Origin of the sequence: Pedobacter nyackensis, from assembly GCF_900176505.1 — a bacterium.
Classification (GTDB): Bacteria; Bacteroidota; Bacteroidia; order Sphingobacteriales; family Sphingobacteriaceae; genus Pedobacter; species Pedobacter nyackensis.
This window is the reverse complement of the sequence record NZ_FWYB01000002.1, coordinates 337460-363864: the sequence shown is the minus strand read 5'-3', so window position 1 is coordinate 363864 and position 26405 is coordinate 337460. Positions and strand designations below refer to the sequence as shown.

The following is a 26405-nucleotide window of genomic DNA, read 5'->3' as shown; positions in this document are numbered from 1 at the left end:
CACAAAACACAATGAATAGAAACTCATGATAACTTCATGACCTTTAAAAATAAATTATATACTGATGAAAAAATTGAGTTTTATTATACTGGCTTTGCTTAGTGTGCTGTCGATCATTTCATGCAAGAAATTTTTAACAGTTACACCTAAAACAGAAATGCCAAAGGACTTGCTGCTCAGTTCAGAGAGTGGGTTTAAAGATGCCCTTACCGGGGTTTATATTCAAATGAGAGAAGGATCGGCCTACGGTGGTAATATGACACAGACTTCTATTGAATCATTAATCAGTAGCTGGGACGTGACTACAGGTACGGTTGAACAAAAATTAGGTCTTTTCAATTTTACAGATTCCGATGTCGATGCTACTTTTGGGGCAATCTATGCTCAAGAGTATAAGATTATTGCTAGCGTAAATGCCATTTTGGAACAAATTGACGCCAAAAAAGACCTTTTTGCCAAACCAGAAATGTATCAGACGATTAAGTCAGAATGTCTTGCCATTCGTGCTTACTGCCATATGGATGTGTTACGTCTTTTCGGACCTGTCCCATCTGCTCCCGGAAATGGAAATATGCTTCCTTACGTAACCACCTTATCTACTTCACCAAATCCCAGGATCCCTTTCAATGAGTTTCAAACCGCATTGTTTAAAGATCTGGAAGAGGCAGAAGCCTTGGTGAAAGATATTGATCCCATTACAAAATACAGCCTTTCACAACTCAGAAATCCGGGTACTCAGTCTGGCTTTAATCCTGAAGATACCTATCTGGCATTTCGTTATTTAAGAATGAACTATTATGCGATTAAAGCGTTACAAGCCAGGGCTTACCTGTGGTTTAATATTAAACACAAAGCCTTTGAATGCGCAAAACTTGTTATTGACGCTAAAAATGTTGACGGTACAACTAAATTCCGTTTAGGATCTTCAGCTGATTTCTCTGTTAAAGATTTTGTGCTGACCAATGAACATATGTTTGGTTTGTATGATTTTGAGATGTTCAATAAATACACATCAAGATACAGTAGCGGGACTTTAAAAAAGGGAACTGCGGCAACCACGATCAATACCCAGTTGTATGGCAATACCGGTACAGATATTCGCGAAACTGGCCTTTGGGAATTGGGTACATTAGCCAATGGATCTAAAATCTATATCATCAAAAAATATCAGGCAATTGATAGCAAGTTAACTACCATAACCACAGATTTTAAGCAAATTCCAATGCTCCGTCTTAGTGAAATGTACCTGATTGCTGCCGAATCTGCTCCATTTAATGCAGGATTGGCTTACTTCAGCCTTTTCAGAGAATCCAGGAATATCAAACAACTGGCAATCCCGGCAAATGAAATCGCACTTCAGGCCGAAATAATTAAAGAGTACAGAAAAGAATTTTATGCTGAGGGGCAAAGCTTCTTTGCGTATAAGCGCTTAAACGTTCAGAAACCAGTTTTCCTTTTTGCACCATCTGCAGCTATTATAAATTACTTGCTTCCTTTACCAGCAAGAGAACGTAATTAACCTGATCTATAGAAATGAATATTTTTAAATATATAATGATTGCTGTAGTAATGATTACTATGGCCTCATGTAAAAAAGACCAGTACTACTTGTACAATGACATTGCCCGTATTCAGTTTGGTCCGGATATAAAATTGATTTACAATGCGAATTCTGCCCTGGCAGATACTTTAAAGCCATTCACCTTTTATTATGATGCTCCGGAAGTAACTCAGGATACAGTTTTCTTTGATATCTACGCGATTGGTGGGGTTTCAAAAACAGACAGACCATTTACGCTGGAACAAGAACAGTTACCCAATGCAAACAATGCCGTCCCTGGAAAACATTATATAGCTTTCAGCGATCCGAAGGTTTCTAAGCTTTATGTGATCAAAGCAGGAACTGTGCATACCAAGGTTCCGGTAATTGTATTACGCGATCCCAGCCTGAAAACAACAACCCCGGTTTTGAAACTGAATGTTGTAGCTGACGCTAGTTTTCAACTGGGTGAAAGAAAAACGCTGTGGCGTAAGATTGAGATAACCGATCGTTTAAGCAGGCCTGCCGCGTGGACCGACTCCTTTTCCACCTATTACTATGGTGCCTACAGCACAGTAAAACATGCTTTTATGATTAGTGTAACCGGTCAAAAATGGGATCAGGTTTTCATGAGCCAATTGGCGATAGATTTACAGGATTATTATCTTTCTGTAGTCAAAACCGCACTGATTAATTATAACAACGCTCACCCTGGTGATTCGCTTAAAGACGAAAAAGGGCAATTGGTTATTTTTCCTTAAAACCTACAGAAAATGAAACATATACATATATCACTGTTCCTGGGGCTCGTTGTATTATTTGCCTCATGCAAAAAAGATAAAAGTAATTACGATTATAAACCAAATGAACAGATTACGGTAACGGGAATTGAAACAGTTTACAATGTGGTGTCTGAAAAAGATAAATTGGTGATTACACCTACGATAACATCAAATGACACCGATGCGGAGTTTGATTACATGTGGGGCATCTATGAAACCAATGTACAGGGATACGCGCCGGTTCTGGATACAATAGCAAAAACAAAGGACCTGAACTACTTCATCAAACAGCCCGCTAAAGCATGGGTATTGGTGTACCGGGTAACCAATAAAAAAACCAAATACGCTAAATACACCAATGTTACCATTAATGTGGGGACGGAATTCACCCGTGGTTGGTATGTACTTAAAGATGATGGAACCAAATCGGATCTTGATTTATTTCTTTCATCAAGTGCCACGGCGCTTACGGAGGTCAAAGAAAATGTTTACAGTCTGATAAATGGTGTTAAACTGAATGGAAAGGCCAGAATGATCAATTTGTTCAGTAGCTATAAATCGGATGTAACTGGTATTATCGCGAATACAAAGGCATTATTTATGGTTAGCGATAAAGATGTATCTGCGGTCAATGTCAATACCATGAAGCAAATCAAGAATATGAATACTTTATTTTTTGAGAGGCCATCGACAATTGCGCCCAATTCTGCTTTTTGTGCCTCTTCTGCTTATTACCTGATCAATGCCGGACAAGTGTATAGTATCGGAACAAATACACAGAATACGGGTGTATTTGGAGGAAGAAAATTGAAAGATGCTTTGAATTCGCCTTACTATATTTCGGATTATTATTATACCGCTACTTACGGGGATCCTTGTCTTTTTGACGATCTGAATAGCACGTTTGTGACCTTGGCGAATGGCTCTGGTACAACATTAACAAATATGACGGATGTAGCAGGTACTGCCATGCCGGCAGTAAATAACAATAAAAAAGCTTTATTTATGGGATTCAAGTCTGCGACTTATATTCCTGCTCCGGTATATGCTTATACCACAATTGGATTTGGGATTTTCCAGGATAAAACCAATTCTGCACTTAAAATTTTAACGCAGATGGATCTGGATAAGCTAAAACTGAAACTTACAAATGATACCCTTAAAACATCGGATAAAATATACAATGCAACCATGCATACTTTATTAGATGCAGACGAAAATATGATCTATTTCGTATTAAACAATCAGATCTGGTCCAGAAACTTAAGTAATAAATTTGAGCAGCTGCAATACAGTCCCCCTGCAGGCGAAGTGGTCAGTTTCATCCGCCATAAAAAATATGCAGTAGTTGCTGATGCAGCTTTCAACTATAATTATGTGATGGTAGGTACGCAGTCTGGTGCCGATTATAAAGTCCGCATGTTTACCAAGTCTTCGGGAAGTCTTAGCGCCACACCAGCACTTACTTTGACCGGAAAAGGAACGGTTCGTGATGTAATGTATATGTCGCCATCAGTTTCAGAATACAGTTATAGCAATACCTATTAATATTTGAAATAACCACAAATAAATATAAACTAACATGATTAAAAAACTATTTACTACTGCCATGATACTTAGTCTGGGCAGCAGCACTTTATTTGCACAGCTTCCTGTAGAGGTAACGGGAATTGTTAAAAAGAAGCGGGTGACTCCGGTAAAATTATTTAAAGTAGTAGAAGGTAAAGCGGTAGAGATTGCCAATACTACACCGGATGAAAAGGGAGGTAAGTTTGGCTTCTTGTTTTATCCCGAATATGAGGGCTTATATGTTATTGGTACAGGAAACCCTATGAGTCCGAATGACAATTATAAATTCTATTTTAAAAGGGGTGATAAACTGTCTGTATCTATTTTGGATTCTAGTTATGTGCTCAATGGAAAACTGAACTCGAAAGAAAATGTGGTAATGACCCAATGGCATGATTTTGTAAATCCCCTGGAACAGAAGGCGATTAACTTCATGAAGGTGAACAGTACTTTCGTTGATTTCTTTCCGCAATTGGAAGAGATTTCGGCTAAGACCAAAGGTTTTCTGGCAGGAAAAACTACCGGGAATGCGAGGTTTGATAAAAATATGCCACAATACATGAGCTGGGATATGGCAGGTTATGCCAGTAACTTTCTGAATACGCCACGGTCTGCACATCCTTCGGTTGAAGAATACAGTTCTTTTTATGCCACGCTTAAGGCGCAGGATTTCGCAAAAAACACAGCAGGAGTATACAGTCAGCCTTGGGGAAGTCGTACATTAAGCGGTGTAATCAGCGTAAACAGAAGGCAACAGAATATCAAATTTACCGGGGGGCTTGATGACCTGAATAATGACCTGAATTATTTGCCAAATGATACTTTAAAAGGTGACGTTGTGCTTGATGTAGCAGCCAGGTACAAAAATTTTGAAGATTATAAGACCTTGATGAATACTCATGGCAAATACGTAATCACTGCAAGTCAGAAAAAACGCAACATAGATATTGCAAGTCCGCTGGCGTTGTTAAAAGCCGGCGACGATGCTATGGCTTTTTCTTATCCAGATAAAGAAGGTAAAGCTGTAACTATGGCTAGTTTGAAAGGAAAAGTAGTATTAGTTGATGTTTGGGCAACCTGGTGTGGACCCTGCAAAGCAGAAATCCCGCATTTGAAAAAATTGGAAGAAGAGATGAAAGGGACAGATGTAGAGATCATCAGTCTTTCAACGGATGATCCTAAAGACAAAGCGAAATGGCTTAAGATGATTAAAGACGAAAACCTGGGTGGCACCCAGCTATTTGCAGGTGGACCGGGAAATGATTTCTCGAAATATTATAAAGTAAATACAATCCCACGTTTCCTGGTATTTGATAAAGCCGGAAAAATTGTAAGTGTTGATTCACCAAGGCCGTCAAATCCTGAACTTAAAAAATTGCTCGAAAAAACACTGTCGGCAAAATAAAAAATGAGGCCGGCTTGTCCGGCCTTTTCTAATTTAAAACCAAATGTATGATGAAAACCCTGGTATCTATACTCGGTCTTTTGTTCTTTGCTTCGGTAGCTGTAGCGCAGGCGGACAGCATTACCATCAGTGGAACTTTAAGAGGTTTGAACAACAATAAATTGAGCATTTCCTGGACAGGAAATGACACTAAAAATGGGTATGTAAGTGTACAGGGGAAAGGCGATTATTTTTCCGCTCGTGTTCCTTCACAGCGCATGCCTGCTGTTGCAAGATTGTCCATTTCCTGGCCGAAGGAAGATATCCGAAGTAGCCAGATGCCGGTACCTCCATTTAATTTTTTCCTATTGGATAAAAACATCACATTGAAAGGCGATGCAACTGCACTATGGGAAATTAAGCTCGAAGGCGATTTACAAAATGAACTTTACAATGGCCTGTTGCAGAAAGCTGCAGCTACTACGGGCAGATACAGAGCGTTGATGGACCAATTGTCTGACCAGACGGTGAAACGTTTACCTGCTGATTCGGTTAAGTTACATCAGGGCATTATGAACGCTTACCGTGAAAATACAAAAATGGAAAAGGCTTTTGTTGCTGCCAACCCTGATGCATTTGCATCTGTATTCCTGCTTTCACGTATGGCAAACAGCTATGGCGCAGATGAATATATTGCTGCCTGGGAGACGCTGAAACCAACTTACAAGGATACACCTACCGGACTTGCCGTAGGCAAGATTGTTGAAAAGCTGAGCGTAACAAAATCCGGGACACCGGTTTTTACTTTTGAGCGTGTCAATAAGGAGGGCAATAAAATCAGTACTGAGACTTTAAAGGGTCGTACATATATCATCGATTTCTGGGGCAGTTGGTGCGGTCCTTGTAGGGCGAGCCATCCGCACCTTAAAGAATTGTACAAAAAATATAAGTCAAAGGGGTTTGAGATTGTGGCCATTGCCCAGGAGCGTGGTAAAACCCTGGAAGAATCCAGAAGCAGCTGGTCAAGGGCCATTCAGGAAGATGGAATTAATTGGATACATATCCTGAATCAGGACGGAATTGAAAAACAGAACATTGTAAAAACCTTTAATGTTAATGCCTTCCCAACAAAAATTCTGGTAGGGGCGGATGGCAGGATCATCACCCGTACAACGAGTGGTGCCTCTGACGCTATTGACAAGGCCCTCGAGAAAATCTATGGATTTTAAGCAGATATAAAGCAATCAAATAATGAAATTTAAACATAACTATAAGTTTTCTGTTACACTGCTGGTTTTGATGCAGCTGAGTGCATTTGTATTAAAGGCTAAGGAGGTTGCGCGTATTCCTTTTGAAAGCCGTAACGGTACTATTATCCTTACCGTAAAACTCAACGATTTTCAGCGCCCTTTAAAACTGTTGTTTGATACGGGAGCTGATGGCATGGCGGTAGGTCAGGGACTTGCCGATTCCATAGGCTTAAAAGTAACGCGGACACAAAAGGCATCCGTAGTGGGTGGTTCCGTTGACATAACTGTATCCAGTGGTAACACGGTTCATATGGGGGATTTCGACTTCAAAAACCAGAGCATCGCCATATTTAAAGAGATGCATAAGGAAGGTACAGATGGCATCATTGGTAACACACTGGCCCGACATTACATTGTGAAAGTGGATTACGACCGTAAAGAATTACTTTTGTACAATTTTGGTGAATTTGAAGAAAAAGGAGGGACAGCCATTCCTTTCAGCATCCTTTCTGGTTTATTCATCATTCCAGGTACATTGAGCATTACGGCCGACAAGCCCCATACAGGCAATTTTGTGTTTGATACAGGAGCAGCCTATAACCTGATTTGTTTCCGCCCTTTTGTAAAACAGCACAAACTGCTGGTTAGTGGCTTTAAGGCCGATAGCCATGGCAGTACCTTAAGTATGGGGATGAACACACCAACCTTTGCCGGTAAGGCATCTGCATTTTCCTTTTCAACTGTAAAACCTATTAAAAATATGTCGGTAACCCTGATGGCCGGGGGTGGACAAAGCGAAAGCTGGAATCCGGGATTTGATGGATCTATAGGAGTAGGCCTCATTAGCAGATATAACTTCACCATCAATATGCAAAAGAAAGAAATCTATATTATTCCTAACCAAAACTACAATCATGAAAGTATTTAAACTATTGTTCAGCCTTGCGCTGATGATATTAGTAGGTACCGCTGGTGCACAAGAAAATCAGTTTACCACGGTTACCGACTGGAAAGGCTTGCTAGCTCAGGCTAAGAAAGAAAACAAAATGGTGTTTGTCGATGCTTACTTTGTGGGGTGTCATCCCTGCAAACAAATGGACGATGAGGTTTTCCCATTGCCTGCGGTGATGAAGCAAATGAAAGACAATTTTATAAACGTAAAGATTGATTTCTTTAAGGAAGATATTGGCAAACAATTACAAGTTAAATACATGATAACAGGCTTTCCGAGTTTCTTACTGTTAAACAATGATGGACAGCTGGTTGCAAAATTCTCAGGCTATAAGGAGGCTGATGAGTTTCAGGGCCTGTTGAATGATGCCCTTGCAAAATCTAAAAATGGATTTGCCTTAAAAGGTTTTAGCCCGGCGCTGGATGTTAATCATGCAGATTTTTATAAGGCGATGTTTACAGAACGTAAATCCGTTGATTCAGAAAAATTGATTGCCTATTTGAAAGGAAAGGATTTGTTGGCAGAAGTTAATGCTGTTCCTTTCCTGATGAGCCGAAGCCTGGACCCTGAGCTTTCTGATCAGCTGCTTAAAAATTATAGTCAACTTGAAGCTTTGTACGGAAAGGATCTTGTGTACGCCCGTCGCAATGAAATTATGGCGACCAGAATCAAGAACCTTATTCCTAAACGAAACGATTTGAAGTTTGAAATTTTCCTTGACGAGGTGAAGCCTCTATTCTCAGAAACTGACTGGCCATATGCTCGACTGGATATGGCTGAAGCTTATTACTACAGGCAATTGAAAGACCGCAAGGCCTTTTTTAAATATGCGGTGAATCACTATAATGACGATGACAATAAAATCCGTTATATGGCCATGTATCTGTATTCTCCTGATGTTGATGAAGAAGAAAAAATCTTGTTTGCTGACTGGATGATAAAAGTAGTTTCAGAAAATTCTACTTATGGAGTTTTGGGCACTGCAGCTAATATGATGAAACAGCAGAATGATCCTGAAAAGGCGAAGCTATATGCGAGCTGGGGAATAAAAAAGGCAAAGCTCCTTAATAAGCCAACCAAACATTTTGAAAATATATTGAATTAATGCTTTCTGAACTTACACCGAGTTGGAGTAGGTGAATTTAATACGAAACTCAAATTAGACTCTTATGAGGCGTTCAAGTGGAGCGCCTCATTTTAAAAAACTACAATGAATAAGAAATTAACGCAAAGCTCAGTTGCTCTAGGCGATTATATAAGGGTAATACGTCTGGAGAAAGGATATTCTCAATCTCAGATGGCCAATATCCTGGAAATTTCTCAAAACGCCTATTGTCTTTTGGAGAATGGGCAGACAAAGTTTCACTTAGATAGGATCATTCAAATCTCCACTGTATTTGAACTCAGTCCCCAGGAATTTCTGGATGGTTATTTTAATGAAAGTAATAGATAATGTCTATTGGAACAGCCTCTCCTTTTTTTTATCATTGGTTACCCTAGTGTTTAGCCGCTCTTGTATGAAAAAACTACTTAATTATATAACCTGCTTTATATTTCTCAATTGCGTGAGCCTTTTCTCTTATGCCCAAAAAAACGATGGGATCCAGGCCGGAAATTTATGGTTAAATAAAATGTAGAATTTAGAGACTGTAGCATTACATTACAGTCTTTAAGTTTTTAACCTGTAATTTCGGAATGCTTAATCTTTAAGAAAAGTAAAATTAAATGGTAAATTATACTGTCAAAATATACCTAAACCTACTTCTAATAGTGGTTTTAACTTCTTGCACAAATCAAAATAAGAAGCCACAAGAAAGTTTCTCTGTTAATATTGTCAAGGATGGTGTAATTTCCATATCGGATGTATTAAAATCGGACAAAATTCCAAATGATATCCTATATGATTTGAAGTATGTAGAATTAAAAGGGTACAAAAAGAAGGAAAATCCAATTAGCTCAAGAACTGTCAAAATAGTTGGGGACCGAATATATATATTCGATGATATTGTAAGTGAGCTTTATTGCTTTGATTTTCAGGGGGCAATGGATTATTATATTGACTTTAATAAATTCAAGACAAAAAAAGATGAGAAGATTAAGGCAACGAGCTTTTTTATAAAAAACGGTAAAGTAAATATTGTTGATTCAGAGAAAAGATTGCTTTTGACTTTTAATAAAACCGATTTAATTGATTCCAAAGAATTTTCATTCTGGGCAACGGAAGTCGAAGCCGTTGACATCAATAGTTTGATCATTTTTCAGGGGTATGTTAACAATATGTTTGGTTCCCCTTATTATTTTATAAAGACGGATAGCAATTTTACAGTCAAAAATAAATATTTTGCAGTGCCGGATACCGAGCTTAAGGCGAGCTTAAAAATAGGGACTACACAAAACCACATTTTTAAGACCGATAAAGATATAAATATGCTTCTCGACCAGGAGAATTCTATTTATAAATATCCAGATTTTGTTGCTCCTGCTTACAAGATAGATTTTGTGAATTACAACATAAACCTTCTTAGTGCGACAAGTTTAGACTTACCATCTCCGAGTATGTATGATTACGCCAGAGTAAAAACATTCTGGGAAAGCAATAGCAATGTTATTGTTTCTTATTCTTTGAGAAAAGAGCTTGGATATATTATTCATAACAAAACAAATAATAAGGCCTTTAATAGTTATCTTATTAAAAGCTTGAATGACATGTTGTTATTTGGAGTGCTTGGCGTTCATAACAATTCCTTTTTTACTTTAATAGAAAATGATCAGATCACCGAGGTATTAAAGCTAAAGAAAGAAGGCCGTGGGTTTCTGAAGGAATATCTGGATAATAGAGAGCCAGCGAGTTCAAATCCAGTATTTGTGTTTTTCAGATTGAGAGACTTTTAAGAACCCATCGCCGCCATAATTTCGCTATAAAGTAAACCGCTGCCGCCTCCGTAATGCTGTATAATTTTAAGGGCTGGCCTGACGCGTATCAGGTCGGCCCTTAATTTTTTCTCTGCTGCAGCAGAGATCCCGTTACCCAACAACACCAGGTTTATAGGCGTATCCTTAACCATTACCAGTGCTTCTTCGTCCAGACAGGTTGTAATTCCTTCCCACTCCTCCCTTGCATTTAAAAGGCGGTTCATGGTATCAGTAATCTCCTGGTTACGACCGATGTATAAAATGATTAGTTTTTTCATAGCGGATTTATAGTTCCATCGGTACATCCATTAACAGTACTTCTGTATCTGGCGTATTGAACTTTAAGCTAATTTTATCCGTATCCCATACACCCAATCCATCACGGGTACTCAGTTCATGCCCATCAATGGTTACACTGCCTTTGATAACGAAAGCATACACGCCGTTTCCTTGTTTTTTGATCTGGTAGTCCGTTTCAAAATTCTCATCAAAAGTGCCTAAAGAGAACCAGGCATTCTGATGTATCCAGACTCCCGCATCATCCGGCTCGGGAGATAAAATCTGCTGGAAGTTATTGTGCCTTTTGGCAATGTCCAGCGTAATCTGTCCATAACGGGGAGTCACATTTTTTTTGTTGGGGAACAGCCAGATCTGGAGCAGTTTTACTACCTGATCAGCGTTGGCGTTAAACTCACTATGTTGTACGCCTGTGCCTGCACTCATCACCTGTATATCTCCGTGTTGTATGACAGAGGAGGTTCCTAAACTGTCTTTATGTGCCAGTGCGCCTTCCAGAGGGATGGTAATGATTTCCATATTGTCATGCGGATGTGTGCCAAATCCCATTCCCCCGTCAATACTGTCATCATTTAAAACCCGCAATACACCAAAGTGCATTCTTTCCGGATCGTGATAATTTGCAAAACTAAATGTATGATGAGCATTCAGCCAGCCATGATTGGCGTGTCCTCTGGTGTTCCCTTTATGTAAAACAAACTGTGCCATAAATTTCCTTTCTTATTTTGTGATACAAATATAGATACGACTGGTTTGCCCGGCATTGATGTAAGGTAAGAAAGATGATTGCCAGATGCCATTTTTTGCCTGCAGGTAAACTTCTCTGTTTTTATTCAATTAATCTGATATTTTTGAAGAATGAAACCATCCCTCATGATAGCTTCATAATCATAAACACCAAATTAAATGAATAGCAAGTACGTACTAGGAGCTGATATAGGCGGTTCCCATATAACAGCCGCAATCTTGAACATGGAAGATCGTTCTTTTCTCGAAGCGTCATTCTCCAGAAAAAAGGTGGATCCAAATGGAACCAGCGAGGAGATCATAAATACCTGGTGTGAAGCGATTAATGAAGCACACGAAAAAGTTGGCTTAAAACCAGGCAAAATTGGTATAGCTATGCCGGGCCCCTTCGATTATGAAAAAGGTATTTCCTACATCACCGGTACCACTAAATATGAGGCTTTGTACAAGCTCAATGCTAAAGAACTATTGGCAAAAGCCCTCGGAATAGAGAGCGACGATATCCTGATGAAAAACGATGCAGCTTGTTTTTTGGCCGGCGAAGCCTTTATTGGTGCGGCAAAGGGATATGATAGAGTAATCGGCGTTACATTAGGTACGGGTTTAGGTTCATCTGTATTCGAAAATGGAGATGCTTATGATGCAGACTTTTGGTGCATTCCTTTTTTAGATAGCATTGCCGAGGAATATATCTCTACCAGGTGGTTTTTGAAACGTTATCATGAATTGACAGGGCTAAATATTTTAAATGTAAAAGAGTTGACAGAGCTGTATACAGCATCTCCTATTGTCCAGCAAATATTTGATGAGTTTGCGGGTAACCTGGCCAACTTCCTGCATTACTTTCTACAAAAAGTTAATGCTGAAGCCATTATTATAGGAGGTAATATCGCAAAAGCTGAGGATAAATTTTTACCTGCTTTGACAGATAAATTGAAAACGATGGGACATAACCTGCCCATCCATATTTCCTTATTAAATGAAAATGCGGCTATTGCAGGAGCTGCAAGTTGCTGGCAAAAACGTTAGCCATGATAGCCAGACTATCGTGGTTAATTTTACACGATAGAGATTGGCTTAGAAATACGGAGAATTTAAAAAAGGTCATTATATTGGTCGCATCCAAAATAGGATGGCGATAAACAAGCTGAGTTTATAAAACTAGATTAAATGAAAGAAAATTTATTAAAGGAAAATCGAAGAGCCTTTCTAAAAGGAGGATTTGCCCTTGGCGGACTGGCTTTACTAAATCCTGAAAAGGCACTCTCCAGCTCATTAAACATCCAGGATGATGGATTCAAGATAAGTACCGGACCGTACTTGCAGACTAATTTTGGAAACAGCATGTCTGTGCTATGGATCACCAGTAAAAATAGTTCCAGCTGGGTTGAGTATGGAGAAGCACCGGATAAACTCGATCAAAAGGCCTATGGTAAGAGCGAACTGGGTTTAAAACCTGCGGAGCGATTGAATTGCATAAAACTGGAAAACTTAAAACCTGCGACTACCTACTATTATAAAATAGTTTCTAAGGAAATCAAAGATTTTCAGCCCTATAAACTTACGTATGGGGAAACAATTTCGGGTTCAACAGAAAGTTTCTTAAATCCTGACCTTGCAAAAGATGAAGTTTCTTTTGTCATGTTGAATGATATCCATGATCGGCCAAAATCTATTGCCCATCTTTTAAATCTGGATAAAGGCAGTAAAAGTGATTTCATTTTTTTTAATGGTGATATTTTTGATTATCAGACTGATGAACAGCAGATTGTAGAGCATATGCTACAGCCTTGTGTGGATTATTTTGCTAAAAACACGCCATTTCTGTATGTACGTGGCAACCATGAGACCAGAGGTAAATTTGCACGGGAATTTCCTGCTTATTTTGATCATGTAGGTCATGCCGCATTCAGCCTTGGGCCGGTCCGTTTTGTAATTCTTGACTCAGGAGAAGATAAGGACGATACTCACCCGGTATATGCTGGTATCGTCGATTTTGATAAATACCGTGAGGAGCAGGCAAAATGGCTTGAAAATGAAATTAAGCGTAAGGAATTTAGAAATGCAGCTTTCCGTGTCGTATTGATGCATATTCCACCACGCTATTCAGGCGATGGGCATGGAGCTATACATTGCACCGACCTGTTTGAACCTATCATGAACCGCGGGAAAGTTGACCTGGTGTTAAGTGGACATACACATCAATATAAAGTGCATGAGCCGGCCAAAAATTTAAACAATTATGCTATTGTAATAGGAGGAGGCCCAAAGGAGGGAACCAGGACCTTAACAAAGATAAAAGCAACCGGCAAACAACTTCAGGTAAGTATGTTAGATGATTCGGGGAAAGAAGTAGGTACTTATGTAGTGTCAAAAAAATAAAACCCAGATTAATTGCAAAAACTCGTGCTGGTAAAGGGCTGAATATTGTCACTGCAGAAAATACTGTTTTCAATATTCAGCCCTTGTCTTTTAAATATTATTTACAGATTAATTCACCAATGTAGGTGCTATTCCCCTGTAATTTCCCATCTTTCGACGCAAAGTTCATATAGCAATGAACGGTATCGCCCGCAAAGCTTGACGGTAAGTCAAACAGATATCCCTGTGCATATCGATCGGTTATCAGAGCTCTCTTATAGGCCCGGTTTTTTGCCGGATTGTATATCAGAAATGTAGCGAGATCAGTATACTGACAATAAGTAGATTGTCGCTGCGGCAGCCAGTTAAATTCTATTTGTGCAGGTAAAGCCAGCACAGCCGGACTTTCCGGTGCCAGAATGTAACCCCTGCTATATACCAGTTCCGGATAATTCAGCGTAAGTTCTGTACCATCAGTTAGAAAAGCATGGTTATAGTTGTAAGCACTGGCCACATTTACCGGGTCTTTTCCTTTAGCGTACTGTTTAAAACCGATTTTTATCAACTCATCAATATGGCTCAAAAAACCGCTGAGCAGACCAAGTTTTGCCTGAGCATCCAATTGGCTCGTGGTTGGAGCTTTATTGCTTTTACGGTAGCCTCCGGTAACAATATTCATTCCCTTATGCATGCGGGTGATTAACGCACCTGTTTTATTGCGAACGGGACCATGGATCCCTGATTTTAAGATCCCCATATTAAGTAGTTAATAATAAACGTTCTGTTGCATCTGGTTTATTAAAACTACCTGTATATACACTATCAGATACCTGCTTCCGGTCAGCAGCAATAAAGGATAAATAGGTTTCCATGTATTTTCCCTGCAAACTGGGAGGAAGTTCCAATACTGCATTTCCTTTGATCCTGTCATTACCAAATACTACATATTCTGTCCGGTCCAGGTCAGGGAAATAGGCTATCAACATGGCCTGCTCAGTCGCTTCTGCCCAAGCCATTTTTGGATCAGTCTGCCAGGTAAACTGTAGTCCCATAGGAAATTGTGTTACTCCCCATTTTTCTGCAGGCTTTAAAAGGCCTTTGCTCAACATGACTTGCGAATAATTAATCTTTACATCCGGATAATTACCTTCAAAGATTCGGTTTTTATTGTTTTTTGCAGCCTGATTATAGGCATTGTCGTCCATTAAATCGGCTTCAACACTAAAACTGGTTTCAATGAAACCCTTTATTGCGCATAGAAACTTACTGCATAGTTTGGTAACCATTCTGTTTCTTAACTGCAAATCTGTAGGTGGTTTTGTATTGATCCCGATTTCTCGTGATACATTTTTGCTTTTCAGCATGTAATAGACAGTATTGCCTATTCTTCCCGTAAATGGGCCGTGTGGTCCATTGTTTATAATTCCCATAGCGTTAATATTTGGTTAGATAAATTGCCCCATTCGGGAGGGCTTGAAACAAATATAATAGACAAGTGCCTGAAATGCAATAGATAGAGTGTGTAATAATTACGTGATAATTAGCGGTAAAGTAGCAGTAAAGTAAGGGGTTGCTTTACCCTTGGGTTACCCTTCCTTTACCCTTGCCTTACCCTTGGTTTACCCCTAGGGTAAAGCAACCCTAACGCAAAGGTAAGGGAAGGGTAAGGCAACCGGCAACTTATCCGCTACTTTCCCCCAACTTATTGGCGTGTTATTGCAAAGGCTGATACCGGCGTCTTATGAGTAGGAGCAGGCTGAAGGTAAAAGCCTGCTAGAATACAAGAAAATAATCTAAATTTGCGACGATGAATTGGAGTCGCATTTTTTTAATAACCTGTTTATTTTTTGCAATAAGCTTTTTCAAGGCCAATGCCCAGGTGCTAGCTCCTTTGCCTGCGAAACCTGTAATAGATACAGCATTGGCGGCTAAAAAGAACTATACACGCAGATTTGTAAAAGATTCGGCTTATTATGCCCGACAAAAAATTGTAACCGAGTATTATGCACGGCAGAAATTTGTAACGGATTCTATTATTTCCCACACTTGGATACTGCCTGATTCATTGGTGGATAAAAACATCATCATAGATAGTATTTTAAAAGCGCAGGTATACGGACGTTCCGGTTTGTATACCCGCTATAAAGATTATAAAACCTCCGAAAAATTTAGTCAGTACCGTTTGGGGACGCCGGTACCTAAGGGAAATCTATGGGTACTGGGGGTAATCGCTTTGTTAATGGTATTGTTCGCTTCATTAAATATCTCCTTCTCAAAACAGCTGCAAACCATTGTCCAGTCCTTTTTTAGCAACCGGATATTAAACAATCTGAATAGAGAGGACAACCTTTTTACATCCTGGCCCTTTTTACTCCTGTTCATCCAGTTCGGCTTTACCATAGGGATGTTCTTTTACCTGGTTACACAATATTATCACATGTCGTTTTCCGATACAGGATTTCGGTTTTATCTGAGCATTTCTATTTTAATTGTGGTGCTTTATGTGTTAAAAATAGTTTTATTGCGCGTGCTTGGTTATCTTTTCGATATCCAGAAAGCCGTGAATGAATACGTGTCGATATTATATTTAAGCTATTTTAATATCGCCCTAATGTTCATCCCTTTGGTGATCGCTTTTGCCCTATCTCCTTTAAAATATGGGCCTTACTATATTGCGATTTCCTTCATTCTGTTAACGATTGTCTTTGTATTTCAATTTATTAGAGCAGGAGTTAATATTTTATCTCATTATCGGTTTTCAAAAGTCTATTTGTTTTTGTACTTTTGTGCCCTCGAAATCTGCCCTATATTAATATTAATCAAGGCGATAGGATTGTAAAAAACGCTAACTAAGTATAATGCAAGAAAAGACAGAAGATAGGCTACGTAAGGTTAAAAGTATATTGGTGACCTTGCCAAAGCCGGAAACAGAAAAGTCTCCTTATTTTGATTTGGCGAAAAAGTATAACCTGAAAATTGATTTTAGATCATTTATTCATGTTGAAGGTGTACCAGCCAGGGATTTTAGAAAGGATAAAATTGCTTTAGGTGATTTTACCTCAGTTGTTTTTACAAGTAGAAATGCAGTAGATCATTTTTTCAGAATTTGTGAAGAAATGAGATACGATGTGCCTGCCGATTTGAAGTACTTCTGTATTTCAGAATCAACAGCTTTGTATTTGCAAAAATATATTCAGTACAGAAAAAGAAAAATCTTCTTTGGAAAACAAACAGCAGCTGATTTGGCCGAAGTGTTAAAGAAACACGCTAATGAAAAGTTTCTTTATCCTTGTTCGGATGTCGCTACCGAGGATACCATGAATTTCCTGCAAAAAAACGGATACGATTTTACACCGGCAGTTTTATTTAGAACTGTAGTGTCTGATCTTTCTGACCTTGCTGAAGTGTTCTATGACATCATTGCCTTCTTCAGCCCTTCAAGTATTCAATCACTCTTCACCAACTTCCCTGACTTTAAGCAGAATAATACGCGTATTGCCGCTTTCGGTGTAAATACACATAAAGCTGTTACTGATGCAGGACTGATTGTAGATATCGCAGCCCCTTCCCCAGAGGCACCATCTATGATTATGGCACTTGAGAATTATATAAAGAAATCAAATAAGTAAGCCCTTTGGGTTTACTTATTGTTCATTAAGTTTCTCGTTGGTTATATTTTTGCCCAATTGGGGCATAAAATCCACTTCTTTTTTACAATTGGTCACATTTTTATGACCTAATAATTGTTTATGTCAATCATTATTGATAAAATTGTTATAAAATTGCTTAGCGCTATTATGAGAAACTTATACTTCGTTGCTTTTATTATAATCACTGTATTATTTTCTAGTTGTGGAAAAGGAGGACAGGGAGAATTAGTAGGAGTTTATAATAGAAAATTCAGAAACAATAAAATTCCTTTGGGCATGGTATACATACCACCGGGAAGGACTTTAATTGGAATGTCTGATGAAGATATCAACAACTCGCAAAGCTCTCCTAGTAGGATGACTTCCTTTAGTGCATTTTTTATGGATCAGACTGAGATCACAAACGCTGAATACAGACAGTTTGTGGCTTGGGTTAGAGATTCAGTTGCTGTAACTTCTTTAGGCCCGACAGTTGCTCCGGCTTTCTTTAAAGCTGCACCGAAAGGCGCAGATGGAGCTGGTGCTTTAGGTGCAAACAGAGATATCGACTGGAAAAAGGTTGGTAGCGGATCTTTACTCTGGAGTAAAAAGAACGGCGGTATGGGCAGCAAGCTAACCGATATGTATTATAGCGGTGCAGATGCTTTACCGGGCAAAAATGAAATTGACATCAGAAAGCTTAAATATGCTTACAGTTATTTAAGCTCTGATCTTGCTGTTGAAGGCAGAAAAGACCCATCAAAGAGAAGACAGGATTTTATCATCACTTATACCGATAATCCAGATCCTTCAAATCCAAATCATCACCCTTCAGTTCCTGTTTATCCGGATACACTTGTTTGGAAAGTAGATTATTCTTATTCTCAGAATGATCCAATGGTGAAAACCTATTTTAACCACCCTTCTTACGATGAGTATCCAGTGGTTGGTGTGACCTGGGAACAAGCCAGTGCTTTCTGCGTTTGGCGTACCCGTTTCTATGAGTCTGTTGCCTCAGCCAGAAAATTGCCGGCAAACTCCAGACCAGAATATCAGTTGCCAAGTGATGCACAGTTCGAATATGCAGCAAGAGGTGGTAATGTAAAAACCAAATATCCATGGGGTGGTCCTTATGTGCGTAACACAAAAGGATGTATGCAAGCCAACTTTAAAGTAGGCCGCGGAAATTACTCTGATGATGGTGGTCTTTACACCGTAAATGCAAGATCTTACTTCCCTAACGATTATGGCTTGTACAATATGGCAGGCAACGTTGCGGAATGGACAATAACAGCTTATAACCAATCAGCTGCGCCAATGCTATTGGATTTTAACCCTAACTTTACTTATGTGGCTAAAACAGGCGACAGCAAGTATATGAAACGTAAAGTAGTAAGGGGTGGATCATGGAAGGATATAGGCTTCTTCCTTCAAAACTCCGTTGGTACTTATGAGTATCAAGATCAAGCCAGGTCATACATCGGTTTCAGATGCGTTTCCGCATACCCTGGTACCGATATTACATACCGCAATTAAAAACAAAAAATAATCTAATCCCTTAAAATCTTTATTAACAAAACAATGGCTGCAAAAAAGAAATTCGATTGGTTACACGTTGCAATATCCTGGGGTGCCAGTATTGTAATCTTGGGCGCGTTATTTAAAATTCTACATATTGGAGGAGCGTTAGGTAACTATGCGATCGGTATCGGTCTGGGTGTAGAAGCCTTTTTATTCTTTTTAACTGGTTTCAGACAACCTGAAACTGAGTTGCCATGGGAAAAAGTATATCCTGAGTTAGCAGCTGATTATAATGGCGAGAAACGTGCTACTCCGGTTGCTCAGGTTGCTGTTGTAGGTTCATCTTCAACTGCTGCCTTAGATAACATGATTAATGCTAAAATCGGTCCTGAATTGATCGAAAGCCTGGGTAATGGCTTACGTACCTTCGGTGATAAAGTTGCGGCGATCTCAAATGTTGCTGATACATCAGCCGCTACAACTGAATTTACAAGCAAAATTAAAACGGCTTCTGCCAGTTTTGATTCATTAAACGGTGCTTTCCAGAAAGCTACTACGCAATTGGTAGAAATAGGCGAAAGTAATGTTGCTGCTACAGCTTACCATGATCAGGTGAATGCATTGGCTAAAAACTTATCTGCACTAAACGCAGTTTACGAATTGGAATTGCAGGATTCTAGCGCACATCTTAAATCAATGAACAAATTCTATCAGAACTTGTCATTAACAATGGGCAACTTCAACGAGTCGATGGAAGATTCGAAACAGTTTAAAGATGAAGTTGGTAAACTGGCGAAAAACTTATCTTCACTAAATGCGATTTATGGCAATATGCTATCTGCTATGAATCAGCCGCGTGTATAATTAGTAATCAATTAGTTATTATTTAACCAAACAGACCTAATTATATAAAATGGCCGGAGGAAAAGAAACAACGAGGCAGAAGATGATCAATATCATGTATTTGGTATTGTTAGCTATGCTCGCTTTAAACGTATCAGATACTATACTTAATGCTTTTAAAAATATAAACGATAGTTTGGTCTCTTCTAAAACCAATGTAGGTACCAGCATTGACCAATTGTTTTCATCGTTTGAAAATACAAAGTTAAAAGAAGAACCAGCAAGAGCACAACCTATCTGGGATAAAGCCAATAAGGCTAAAGCTTATGCAGATGATTTGAACAATTATGTGCAGCAATTAAAAGATAAATTTCTTGCTGCCGGTGAGGGTATCAATGAAGAAACCGGTGACATCAAATTGAGGGAGAACATGGATATCGCTCAAGGTATCATGGTTAACCAAAAAGAAGGCTTTAAGCTAAAAGCTAAAATTAATGAAACCCGTGAGCAGCTGATTGCTTTGCTCGATGAAAAGGATCGCGCTGGCGTAACCTTTTCTTTGGAAGCAAAGGATGCAGTAAAGCGTGTAAACGGAAAGAAAGAATGGGTAGACATCAATTTCGGTGAGGGAACTCCACTGACTGCGGCGAATACCATCTTAAGTAAAATTCAGTCTGATGTTAAGAATGCAGAAGCTGAAATCGTGAAAAAATTATTTGGAAACATGGATAAGGCTTTGGTTAACCTGGATCAGTTTAATGCTGTTGCAGTTGCACCAAGTTCTTACGTAATTCAAGGACAACCTTATGTTGCTGAAGTATTCTTAACGGCTAGTGATTCAAAATCTAACCCTGCTATCTCTGTAAACGGGAGCAATCTTTCTGTTAAAGATGGTAAAGGTACTTATACTGGTAGCACCGGTGGTGTTGGTGTTTTCAAATGGAAAGGCGTGATCCGTGTGAAACAAACAGACGGTACCGTTAAACAATATACAACTCCTGAGCAATCTTATCAGGTAGCTAAGCCTTCGGCGACAGTTTCTCCGGATAAAATGAATGTAATCTACGCAGGTATTCCGAATCCATTCTCTGTTTCGGCAGCAGGATTCCCATTGGAAAGTGTTAATGCAAACATCTCTGGTGGATCAATCAAGAAGGTTGGAAGCGGACAATACTCAGTTAGTGTTGGTGGCGACCAGGTTGGTAAGACACTAAGCATTAATGTTTCTGCAAGTAATGGTGGAAAAACATTGAACCTTGGAGCTCAACAATTCAGGGTTAAAGCATTGCCTACTCCAAGGGCTTATATTAAAGGTAAATCTGGTGGTAACGTTCCTTTGGAATGGATGGAAGGCGCTGGCGCCATCGATACACAACTGGAAGATTTTGTCTTTGATGTTAAGTTCAGGGTAGTTAGGTTCTCTGCAACTTTTATCAACCCCCGTTCTGACGCTGTTACTGTTACAAACAATGGCGGTGGCTTCAGCGGACAGGTAAAAGGTGCATTAAACTCCCTTAAACCAGGAGCTACGATCATCTTCAAAGACATTGTTTGTGAAGGACCTGATGGTAGACAAAAGGTTTTAGATGGAATAACATTTGTAGCTAAGTAGCAATATGATGAAGAACGTATTAGGTATTATCGCATTTCTGTTGTTAGGTGTTGGTGCTTTTGCACAACAAACAACCACTTCAACTGCTGTTGGACCTGTTAAAAAGAACGTAAAGATAAAGACGCCACCAAAGGACGGCTTCTCAGTGAGAGTGGATGTTGACAGCAATGTAATGGTTCCCTTTGCTGATGTAAGGGAAGAGGATGTGTATTATGCAAAACGCGTCTGGCGCGAAATCGATTTGCGCGATACGATTAACTCTGTATTGAAAGCTGAAAGTGCCAAGCTGATTGATATTTTACTGCAAGCAGTTTCGAATGAAGAGCTTACGGTTTATTCTCCAAAGGACACTACTGCGGGGAAATTGCTGGAAGACAATGATTCGTTCAGAATTGCTTTAACCGCTCAGGAAGCTTTGCAAAGTGCAAGAGGCGTAACTGAAGGTGTAGCAGATTCGGCAACAGGTAAAATCGCTGAACCTAAGTTACGACGTTTGAGATCTGATGAGTTTTTGAAATACAGAATTAAAGAAGATTGGATCCTTGACGTAAAACGTTCTATTTTCGAACCAAGAATCGTAGGTCTTGCACCTATGAAAATGGTTGAAGGCAACTGGCAACCGGTATTCTGGATCTATTACAACGATGCAAGAGAACTGTTAAGCAAGCAAAGAATGGTAAACCCAATGAATGATGCTTCACAGCTTACATTTGATGATTTCTTTGTAAGACGTCTGTTCTCAAGCTATGTGGTTAAAGAAACCAATCCGGCAAATAAAAATATCATAGATATTCTGGGTCAGACTGATCCTAAGGATACCCGCAAATTGCACGAGTCTGAAAGGATTAAAAAATCTATTTCTGATTACGAGCAGAGTTTATGGGAGTATTAGTTTTAGAACTAAAGATCAAAGCATAAAGAAAAGCCCTGGTGTGTTACACATCAGGGCTTTTCTTTATGCTTTGCTTTTATTAAAGTAATCTATTAACGCTTTCATCTGTGCTTTATTCAGTACTTTCTGCAATTCGGTCTCTTCTGCTTCTTTAATCTTTTTTACGGATTTGAAATGTTGTAGTAATTTATCGGCAGTGGTTTTACCAATGCCAGGAATTTGTTCCAGTTCTGTCTTAAGTGTACCCTGATCTCTCTTCTTTCTGTGAAAGGTAATACCGAAACGGTGGGCCTCATCACGCAATTGCTGAATCACTTTTAAGGTCTCAGATTTCTTATCGAGGTAAAGGGGATAGGGATCTCCCGGAAAGAACAACTCTTCCAAACGTTTGGCAATTCCAATCACGGTTACGCGTTTCTCTATACCCAGCTTTTTTAAGCTGGTCATAGCAGAGGAAAGCTGACCTTTACCGCCATCAATGATGATTAGTTGAGGCAAAGTATCCTCTTCTTCTAACATGCGCTTATATCGCCTGTAAACAGCTTCTTCCATCGTAGCAAAATCGTTGGGTCCTTCAACAGTTTTTACGTTAAAATGCCTGTAGTCTTTTTTGGATGGTTTGGCATCTTTAAAAACCACGATTGCCGAAACCGGATAAGCGCCCTGGAAGTTGGAGTTATCAAAGCATTCGATGTGCTTAGGTAATTTTGTTAGGCTAAGGTCCTTTTGCATTTGCGCCAGGATCCTGTCTGTGCGCAGATCAGGGTTTAGCTTTTCATATTGGTTGAGTTTCTCTTTCTTGAAGTAGATTACATTCTTCTGTGAAAGCTCCAGCAGGTTTTTCTTCTCGCCCAGCTTTGGAACCGTAAACTTAAGGTTCGAATCTAAAAGGCTGATTTCAAAGGGAACAATGATTTCTTTTGAAGTACTGTTAAACCGAGTGCGGAATTCCGTAATGGCGATGGTAAGTAACTCTTCATCAGTCTCGTCCAGTCGCTTTTTGATTTCAATGGTTTGTGTCTGGATGATGCTGCCATTCATTACCTTCAGGTAATTGACAAAGGCATAGCGCTCATCTGAAGCGATACTCACCACATCTATGTTGGTAATGGCACTGCTCACTACAGTCGATTTGCTTTGGTACTTTTCAAGTACAAGCAGCTTGCGCTGGTATTGGTGAGCAAGTTCGAAGTTCAGATCAGCAGAAGCGTTTTTAATCACGTGCTTTACGTCTTTGATAACATTGCCAATTTTCCCGCTCAGGATTTCCTTGATCTCTTCAATGTTTGAGTCGTAATCCGTTATGGTTTGGTAAGCCTGACAAGGCCCTTTACAGTTACCAATCTGGTATTCAAGGCAAACCTTGAACTTCCCATCTTCAATGTTTTTAGGGCTCAGGGGAAGGTTACAGGTGCGCAGAGGATAGGTCTCCTTAATCAGATCCAGGATGGTGTGCATCATGCCAACAGAGGCATACGGACCAAAATAGGTGGAACCATCCTTCACCATTTTCCTTGTCCAGTATAAACGCGGAAAGGGCTCTTTTTTGATGATGATCCATGGATAGGTCTTGTCATCCTTGAGCATGATGTTATACCTGGGCTGATGCTTTTTAATCAGGCTGTTTTCCAACAGCCAGGCATCGATTTCGGTATCAACGATGGTAAATGTTATTTTACGGATTTTAGAAACCAGTACCTTGGTTTTCCCGTTCATCTGGTTGTCCTTATTAAAATAAGAACTAACCCGGTTTCTTAAATTTTTGGCTTTGCCGATATAAATAAGCACTCCTTCTGCGTCCCAATACTGGTAAATACCAGGTTTATGCGGAATATCAGTCAGGGCCTTTTTATAATCGAAAGCACTCATGTAATGGGGGATAAAATGTGCTTATTAAAAACCTAGTTTCTCGTCTAATTCAGTCTTCTGCTCCTGCTGTTGATATTGCTCACAGTCGAAAGTTATAGAAACACCATTTTTAGGAGGAGTAAAGTCGGCCTGTGAAATTTTCAGCTTTGGATTGGCATAAACGCGTTTCATGAAGCCTGCAAAGATAGGCAGTGCAGTGGTTGCACCATCACCTCCTGCAGTGCTGGTGAAATGGAAAGCACGGTCTTCGCAGCCTGTCCATACGCCGGCAACCAATTGCGGACTAATACCCATAAACCAACCATCTGAGTTGTTTTGTGTAGTACCTGTTTTACCACCAATCGCGCCTTTAACGCCATACTTTCCGGCTAAACGCCATCCTGTACCATTGGTAACCACACCGCGAAGCATGCGGGTCATGACATAAGCCACTTCCTCATTCATTGCCGGTTTTGGAATTGCTCTTTCACTGTATAGTACTACTCCGTTTCTGTCTTCAACCCTTACAATGTAAGTAGGTTTAGTCCACACACCTTTGTTAGCAAAAACACTGTAAGCACCTACCATATCATAAACAGAGGCATCAAATGAGCCTAGTGCGATGGAAGGGTAAGCAGGTACATCAGATGTTATACCCATTTTTTTAGCCAACGTAGCAACTGCTGTTGGGCCTACTTGTTTCATTAAATAGGCAGCAACATAGTTTTGTGAAAGTGCCAGTGCTTTTTGCAGGGTTAAATAACCCGGTACGGTACCTGAAGATCTTGGCGTCCATGCTGGACTACCAGGTATTTCAATGGTTACAGGTTCATTTAATACGCTATAGCAAGGAGAATATCCGTTTTCAATAGCTACCGCATAGGTGAACGGTTTGGCTGTAGAACCTACCTGTCTGGTACCCATTTTTACCTGATCGTATTTAAAATGCTCGTAGTTGATACCACCAACCCATGCTTTAACAAAGCCGGTTTGTGGATCCATCGCCATCATGGCATTTCTAAGCAACATTTTATAGTATTTTACAGAGTCAATTGGTTTCATCAGTGTATCGATGTTACCACGCCAGGTAAAGATACTCAGTCTGGTAGGCGTATTGAAGTCTTTTTTGATCTCTTCTTCAGATTTACCTTCTGCCTGAAGGGCTTTATAGCGGTCTGATCTTTTAACACCTTGTTCGATTTGCATTTCCTTGCCTTTAAAAGGATTTCTACCTTTCCAGCTTTTGTCAAATGAAACCTGCAGTACTTTCATGTATTCTCTCTGTGCTTCTTCAGCATAGATCTGCATGTCGTAGTTAAGGGTTGTATAGATTTTCAGCCCGTCTCTGTCGAGGTCGTACGGAACGCCATTGTTTAGGATCGAACGCTCCTGGAAGATTCTTTTGATATCGCTTTTTAATACCGCTCTGAAATATGGTGCGATACCATCATTTACTGTAGCTGCACTGAACTTAAGTCCAAGTGGTTTTTCTTTTTCCTTATCCAGCTCCTGCTGACTAAGCAAATCCGCCTTTACCATCAAGCCCATAATGGTGTTCCTACGTGCCAGTGCACGTTCAGGATTACGGGTAGGAGAATAACGGCTGATGCCTTTCAGAATACCAATTAGGGTAGCAGATTGAGCAACAGTTAGTTTATCAGGGGTAGTATTGAAGTAAACTCTTGCTGCTGATTTGATCCCGTAAGCCTGGTTTCCAAAATCAACGGTGTTGAGGTACATGACCAGAATTTCTTCTTTGGTATAATTACGCTCTAATTTTACAGCAATAACCCATTCCTGGAATTTTTGCAGCAAGCGCTTGGCAAAGTTTTTTTGTCGGCCTTCTTCGGAGAAAAGGTTCAGCGCCAGTTGTTGCGTAATGGTACTACCACCTTGCTTCTTTCCTACAATGGCATATAAAAAGATGGTAAAGGTACGCTTGAAATCGATACCTGAATGTTCCTTGAAACGTACGTCTTCGGTGGCAATCAGGGCGTTGATCACATTAGGGGAGATCTCCTGGTAGCTGATGTTTGAACGGTTTTGTACAAAGTAAGTTCCTAGTACTTTACCATCGTCCGACAGGATTTCAGATGCCTGATTGCTTTTAGGGTGTTCTATATCTCTGAAAGACGGAAGGGTGCCAAATACGCCAAATCCTATAGCTACAATGAAGAGTGCAAATACTACGATCCCGCCAGCTAATAGCTTCCATATCCTAAAATTGTACTTTCTTATATCTTCTTTCGAAAGTTGTTTACTCAT

At 39.7% G+C, this 26405-nt stretch carries 23 protein-coding genes; 17 read left to right on the top strand and 6 right to left on the bottom strand.

The annotated features are described in order from the left end of the window. Positions 1–64: 64 nt before the first annotated feature. The 9 genes from B9A18_RS05810 (at position 65) to B9A18_RS05770 (ending at position 10369) form a co-directional block, all read left to right on the top strand. Positions 65–1519 (top strand): RagB/SusD family nutrient uptake outer membrane protein, encoded by a 1455-nt coding sequence (locus B9A18_RS05810; RefSeq protein WP_084288067.1) that lies wholly within the window; start codon positions 65–67, stop codon positions 1517–1519. Positions 1520–1533: 14 nt separating this feature from the next. Next, positions 1534–2301, top strand: a complete 768-nt coding sequence (locus B9A18_RS05805; RefSeq protein ID WP_084288065.1) for a DUF4843 domain-containing protein — start codon at positions 1534–1536, stop codon at positions 2299–2301. A 12-nt stretch (positions 2302–2313) separates the two neighbouring features. Further along, positions 2314–3870, top strand: coding sequence for a PKD-like family lipoprotein (locus tag B9A18_RS05800; protein ID WP_084288062.1), 1557 nt, complete (start codon positions 2314–2316; stop codon positions 3868–3870). 34 nt (positions 3871–3904) lie between these two features. Next, positions 3905–5296 carry a TlpA family protein disulfide reductase gene (locus B9A18_RS05795; protein ID WP_084288059.1) on the top strand — a complete coding sequence of 464 codons (1392 nt, stop codon included), beginning with the start codon at positions 3905–3907 and terminating at the stop codon, positions 5294–5296. Positions 5297–5343: 47 nt separating this feature from the next. Next, on the top strand, positions 5344–6504 hold the full coding sequence (locus B9A18_RS05790) for a TlpA family protein disulfide reductase (RefSeq protein ID WP_084288056.1): 1161 nt from the start codon (positions 5344–5346) through the stop codon (positions 6502–6504). 22 nt (positions 6505–6526) lie between these two features. Further along, on the top strand, positions 6527–7453 hold the full coding sequence (locus B9A18_RS05785) for a retropepsin-like aspartic protease (protein ID WP_084288053.1): 927 nt from the start codon (positions 6527–6529) through the stop codon (positions 7451–7453). Then, positions 7440–8582: a thioredoxin family protein gene (locus B9A18_RS05780; protein WP_084288051.1), complete on the top strand. Its 1143-nt coding sequence runs from the start codon at positions 7440–7442 to the stop codon at positions 8580–8582. Before B9A18_RS05785 ends, B9A18_RS05780 begins: the two co-directional genes overlap by 14 nt. A 105-nt stretch (positions 8583–8687) precedes the next feature. After that, positions 8688–8930 carry a helix-turn-helix domain-containing protein gene (locus B9A18_RS05775; RefSeq protein ID WP_084288048.1) on the top strand — a complete coding sequence of 81 codons (243 nt, stop codon included), beginning with the start codon at positions 8688–8690 and terminating at the stop codon, positions 8928–8930. Positions 8931–9247: 317 nt separating this feature from the next. Then, positions 9248–10369 carry a 6-bladed beta-propeller gene (locus B9A18_RS05770; RefSeq protein WP_159452611.1) on the top strand — a complete coding sequence of 374 codons (1122 nt, stop codon included), beginning with the start codon at positions 9248–9250 and terminating at the stop codon, positions 10367–10369. Here the strand turns inward: B9A18_RS05770 and B9A18_RS05765 are convergent. After that, positions 10366–10668 (bottom strand): hypothetical protein, encoded by a 303-nt coding sequence (locus B9A18_RS05765; RefSeq protein ID WP_084288044.1) that lies wholly within the window; start codon positions 10666–10668, stop codon positions 10366–10368. The genes B9A18_RS05770 and B9A18_RS05765 overlap by 4 nt on opposite strands. Positions 10669–10675: 7 nt before the next feature. Continuing rightward, the gene (locus B9A18_RS05760) at positions 10676–11395 is read right to left on the bottom strand and encodes a pirin family protein (protein WP_084288042.1); all 720 of its coding nucleotides are present in this window, start codon (positions 11393–11395) and stop codon (positions 10676–10678) included. A gap of 198 nt (positions 11396–11593) precedes the next feature. On the opposite strand from B9A18_RS05760, the gene B9A18_RS05755 reads away from it, so the two are divergent. Both B9A18_RS05755 and B9A18_RS05750 read left to right on the top strand, forming a co-directional pair. After that, positions 11594–12463 (top strand): ROK family protein, encoded by an 870-nt coding sequence (locus tag B9A18_RS05755; protein ID WP_084288040.1) that lies wholly within the window; start codon positions 11594–11596, stop codon positions 12461–12463. A 141-nt stretch (positions 12464–12604) separates the two neighbouring features. After that, on the top strand, positions 12605–13816 hold the full coding sequence (locus B9A18_RS05750) for a purple acid phosphatase family protein (RefSeq protein ID WP_084288037.1): 1212 nt from the start codon (positions 12605–12607) through the stop codon (positions 13814–13816). A gap of 97 nt (positions 13817–13913) precedes the next feature. On the opposite strand, the gene B9A18_RS05745 is transcribed toward B9A18_RS05750, so the two are convergent. Then, on the bottom strand, positions 13914–14552 hold the full coding sequence (locus tag B9A18_RS05745; protein ID WP_084288035.1) for a DUF6266 family protein: 639 nt from the start codon (positions 14550–14552) through the stop codon (positions 13914–13916). A 1-nt stretch (position 14553) separates the two neighbouring features. Further along, positions 14554–15225, bottom strand: coding sequence for a DUF6266 family protein (locus B9A18_RS05740; RefSeq protein WP_084288032.1), 672 nt, complete (start codon positions 15223–15225; stop codon positions 14554–14556). 377 nt (positions 15226–15602) lie between these two features. Between B9A18_RS05740 and B9A18_RS05735 the strand changes: the two genes are divergently transcribed. The 6 genes from B9A18_RS05735 (at position 15603) to porN (ending at position 22292) form a co-directional block, all read left to right on the top strand. Then, positions 15603–16634, top strand: coding sequence for a DUF4271 domain-containing protein (locus tag B9A18_RS05735; protein WP_084288029.1), 1032 nt, complete (start codon positions 15603–15605; stop codon positions 16632–16634). A gap of 19 nt (positions 16635–16653) precedes the next feature. Next, positions 16654–17424, top strand: a complete 771-nt coding sequence (locus tag B9A18_RS05730; protein WP_084288026.1) for a uroporphyrinogen-III synthase — start codon at positions 16654–16656, stop codon at positions 17422–17424. A 168-nt stretch (positions 17425–17592) separates the two neighbouring features. Beyond that, entirely contained in the window at positions 17593–18960 is a 1368-nt protein-coding gene (gene porK / locus B9A18_RS05725) for a T9SS ring complex lipoprotein PorK/GldK (protein WP_084288765.1), read from the top strand. A 45-nt stretch (positions 18961–19005) separates the two neighbouring features. Next, entirely contained in the window at positions 19006–19809 is an 804-nt protein-coding gene (gene porL / locus B9A18_RS05720) for a type IX secretion system motor protein PorL/GldL (protein ID WP_084288023.1), read from the top strand. A 49-nt stretch (positions 19810–19858) separates the two neighbouring features. Continuing rightward, positions 19859–21400, top strand: a complete 1542-nt coding sequence (porM, locus tag B9A18_RS05715; protein ID WP_084288020.1) for a type IX secretion system motor protein PorM/GldM — start codon at positions 19859–19861, stop codon at positions 21398–21400. A gap of 4 nt (positions 21401–21404) precedes the next feature. Next, positions 21405–22292 (top strand): type IX secretion system ring subunit PorN/GldN, encoded by an 888-nt coding sequence (gene porN / locus B9A18_RS05710; protein WP_235005244.1) that lies wholly within the window; start codon positions 21405–21407, stop codon positions 22290–22292. Between the two features lie 63 nt (positions 22293–22355). Here porN and uvrC read toward each other — a convergent pair whose 3' ends face one another. Both uvrC and B9A18_RS05700 read right to left on the bottom strand, forming a co-directional pair. Continuing rightward, positions 22356–24161 carry an excinuclease ABC subunit UvrC gene (gene uvrC / locus B9A18_RS05705; protein ID WP_084288016.1) on the bottom strand — a complete coding sequence of 602 codons (1806 nt, stop codon included), beginning with the start codon at positions 24159–24161 and terminating at the stop codon, positions 22356–22358. Between the two features lie 24 nt (positions 24162–24185). After that, entirely contained in the window at positions 24186–26405 is a 2220-nt protein-coding gene (locus B9A18_RS05700; protein ID WP_084288013.1) for a transglycosylase domain-containing protein, read from the bottom strand.

What these genes read in the sequence shown, in the direction of transcription:
- B9A18_RS05800 (WP_084288062.1), top strand. Translation starts at nt 2,314, where the DNA reads ATGAAACATATACATATATCACTGTTCCTGGGGCTCGTTGTATTATTT.
- B9A18_RS05780 (WP_084288051.1), top strand. Translation starts at nt 7,440, where the DNA reads ATGAAAGTATTTAAACTATTGTTCAGCCTTGCGCTGATGATATTAGTA.
- B9A18_RS05760 (WP_084288042.1), bottom strand. Translation starts at nt 11,395, where the DNA reads ATGGCACAGTTTGTTTTACATAAAGGGAACACCAGAGGACACGCCAAT.
- B9A18_RS05700 (WP_084288013.1), bottom strand. Translation starts at nt 26,405, where the DNA reads ATGAGTAAACAACTTTCGAAAGAAGATATAAGAAAGTACAATTTTAGG.
- porN (WP_235005244.1), top strand. Translation starts at nt 21,405, where the DNA reads ATGATGAAGAACGTATTAGGTATTATCGCATTTCTGTTGTTAGGTGTT.
- porM (WP_084288020.1), top strand. Translation starts at nt 19,859, where the DNA reads ATGGCCGGAGGAAAAGAAACAACGAGGCAGAAGATGATCAATATCATG.
- porL (WP_084288023.1), top strand. Translation starts at nt 19,006, where the DNA reads ATGGCTGCAAAAAAGAAATTCGATTGGTTACACGTTGCAATATCCTGG.
- B9A18_RS05730 (WP_084288026.1), top strand. Translation starts at nt 16,654, where the DNA reads ATGCAAGAAAAGACAGAAGATAGGCTACGTAAGGTTAAAAGTATATTG.
- B9A18_RS05755 (WP_084288040.1), top strand. Translation starts at nt 11,594, where the DNA reads ATGAATAGCAAGTACGTACTAGGAGCTGATATAGGCGGTTCCCATATA.
- B9A18_RS05735 (WP_084288029.1), top strand. Translation starts at nt 15,603, where the DNA reads ATGAATTGGAGTCGCATTTTTTTAATAACCTGTTTATTTTTTGCAATA.
- B9A18_RS05765 (WP_084288044.1), bottom strand. Translation starts at nt 10,668, where the DNA reads ATGAAAAAACTAATCATTTTATACATCGGTCGTAACCAGGAGATTACT.
- B9A18_RS05810 (WP_084288067.1), top strand. Translation starts at nt 65, where the DNA reads ATGAAAAAATTGAGTTTTATTATACTGGCTTTGCTTAGTGTGCTGTCG.
- B9A18_RS05740 (WP_084288032.1), bottom strand. Translation starts at nt 15,225, where the DNA reads ATGGGAATTATAAACAATGGACCACACGGCCCATTTACGGGAAGAATA.
- B9A18_RS05795 (WP_084288059.1), top strand. Translation starts at nt 3,905, where the DNA reads ATGATTAAAAAACTATTTACTACTGCCATGATACTTAGTCTGGGCAGC.
- uvrC (WP_084288016.1), bottom strand. Translation starts at nt 24,161, where the DNA reads ATGAGTGCTTTCGATTATAAAAAGGCCCTGACTGATATTCCGCATAAA.
- B9A18_RS05805 (WP_084288065.1), top strand. Translation starts at nt 1,534, where the DNA reads ATGAATATTTTTAAATATATAATGATTGCTGTAGTAATGATTACTATG.
- porK (WP_084288765.1), top strand. Translation starts at nt 17,593, where the DNA reads ATGAGAAACTTATACTTCGTTGCTTTTATTATAATCACTGTATTATTT.
- B9A18_RS05750 (WP_084288037.1), top strand. Translation starts at nt 12,605, where the DNA reads ATGAAAGAAAATTTATTAAAGGAAAATCGAAGAGCCTTTCTAAAAGGA.
- B9A18_RS05745 (WP_084288035.1), bottom strand. Translation starts at nt 14,552, where the DNA reads ATGGGGATCTTAAAATCAGGGATCCATGGTCCCGTTCGCAATAAAACA.
- B9A18_RS05775 (WP_084288048.1), top strand. Translation starts at nt 8,688, where the DNA reads ATGAATAAGAAATTAACGCAAAGCTCAGTTGCTCTAGGCGATTATATA.
- B9A18_RS05785 (WP_084288053.1), top strand. Translation starts at nt 6,527, where the DNA reads ATGAAATTTAAACATAACTATAAGTTTTCTGTTACACTGCTGGTTTTG.
- B9A18_RS05790 (WP_084288056.1), top strand. Translation starts at nt 5,344, where the DNA reads ATGATGAAAACCCTGGTATCTATACTCGGTCTTTTGTTCTTTGCTTCG.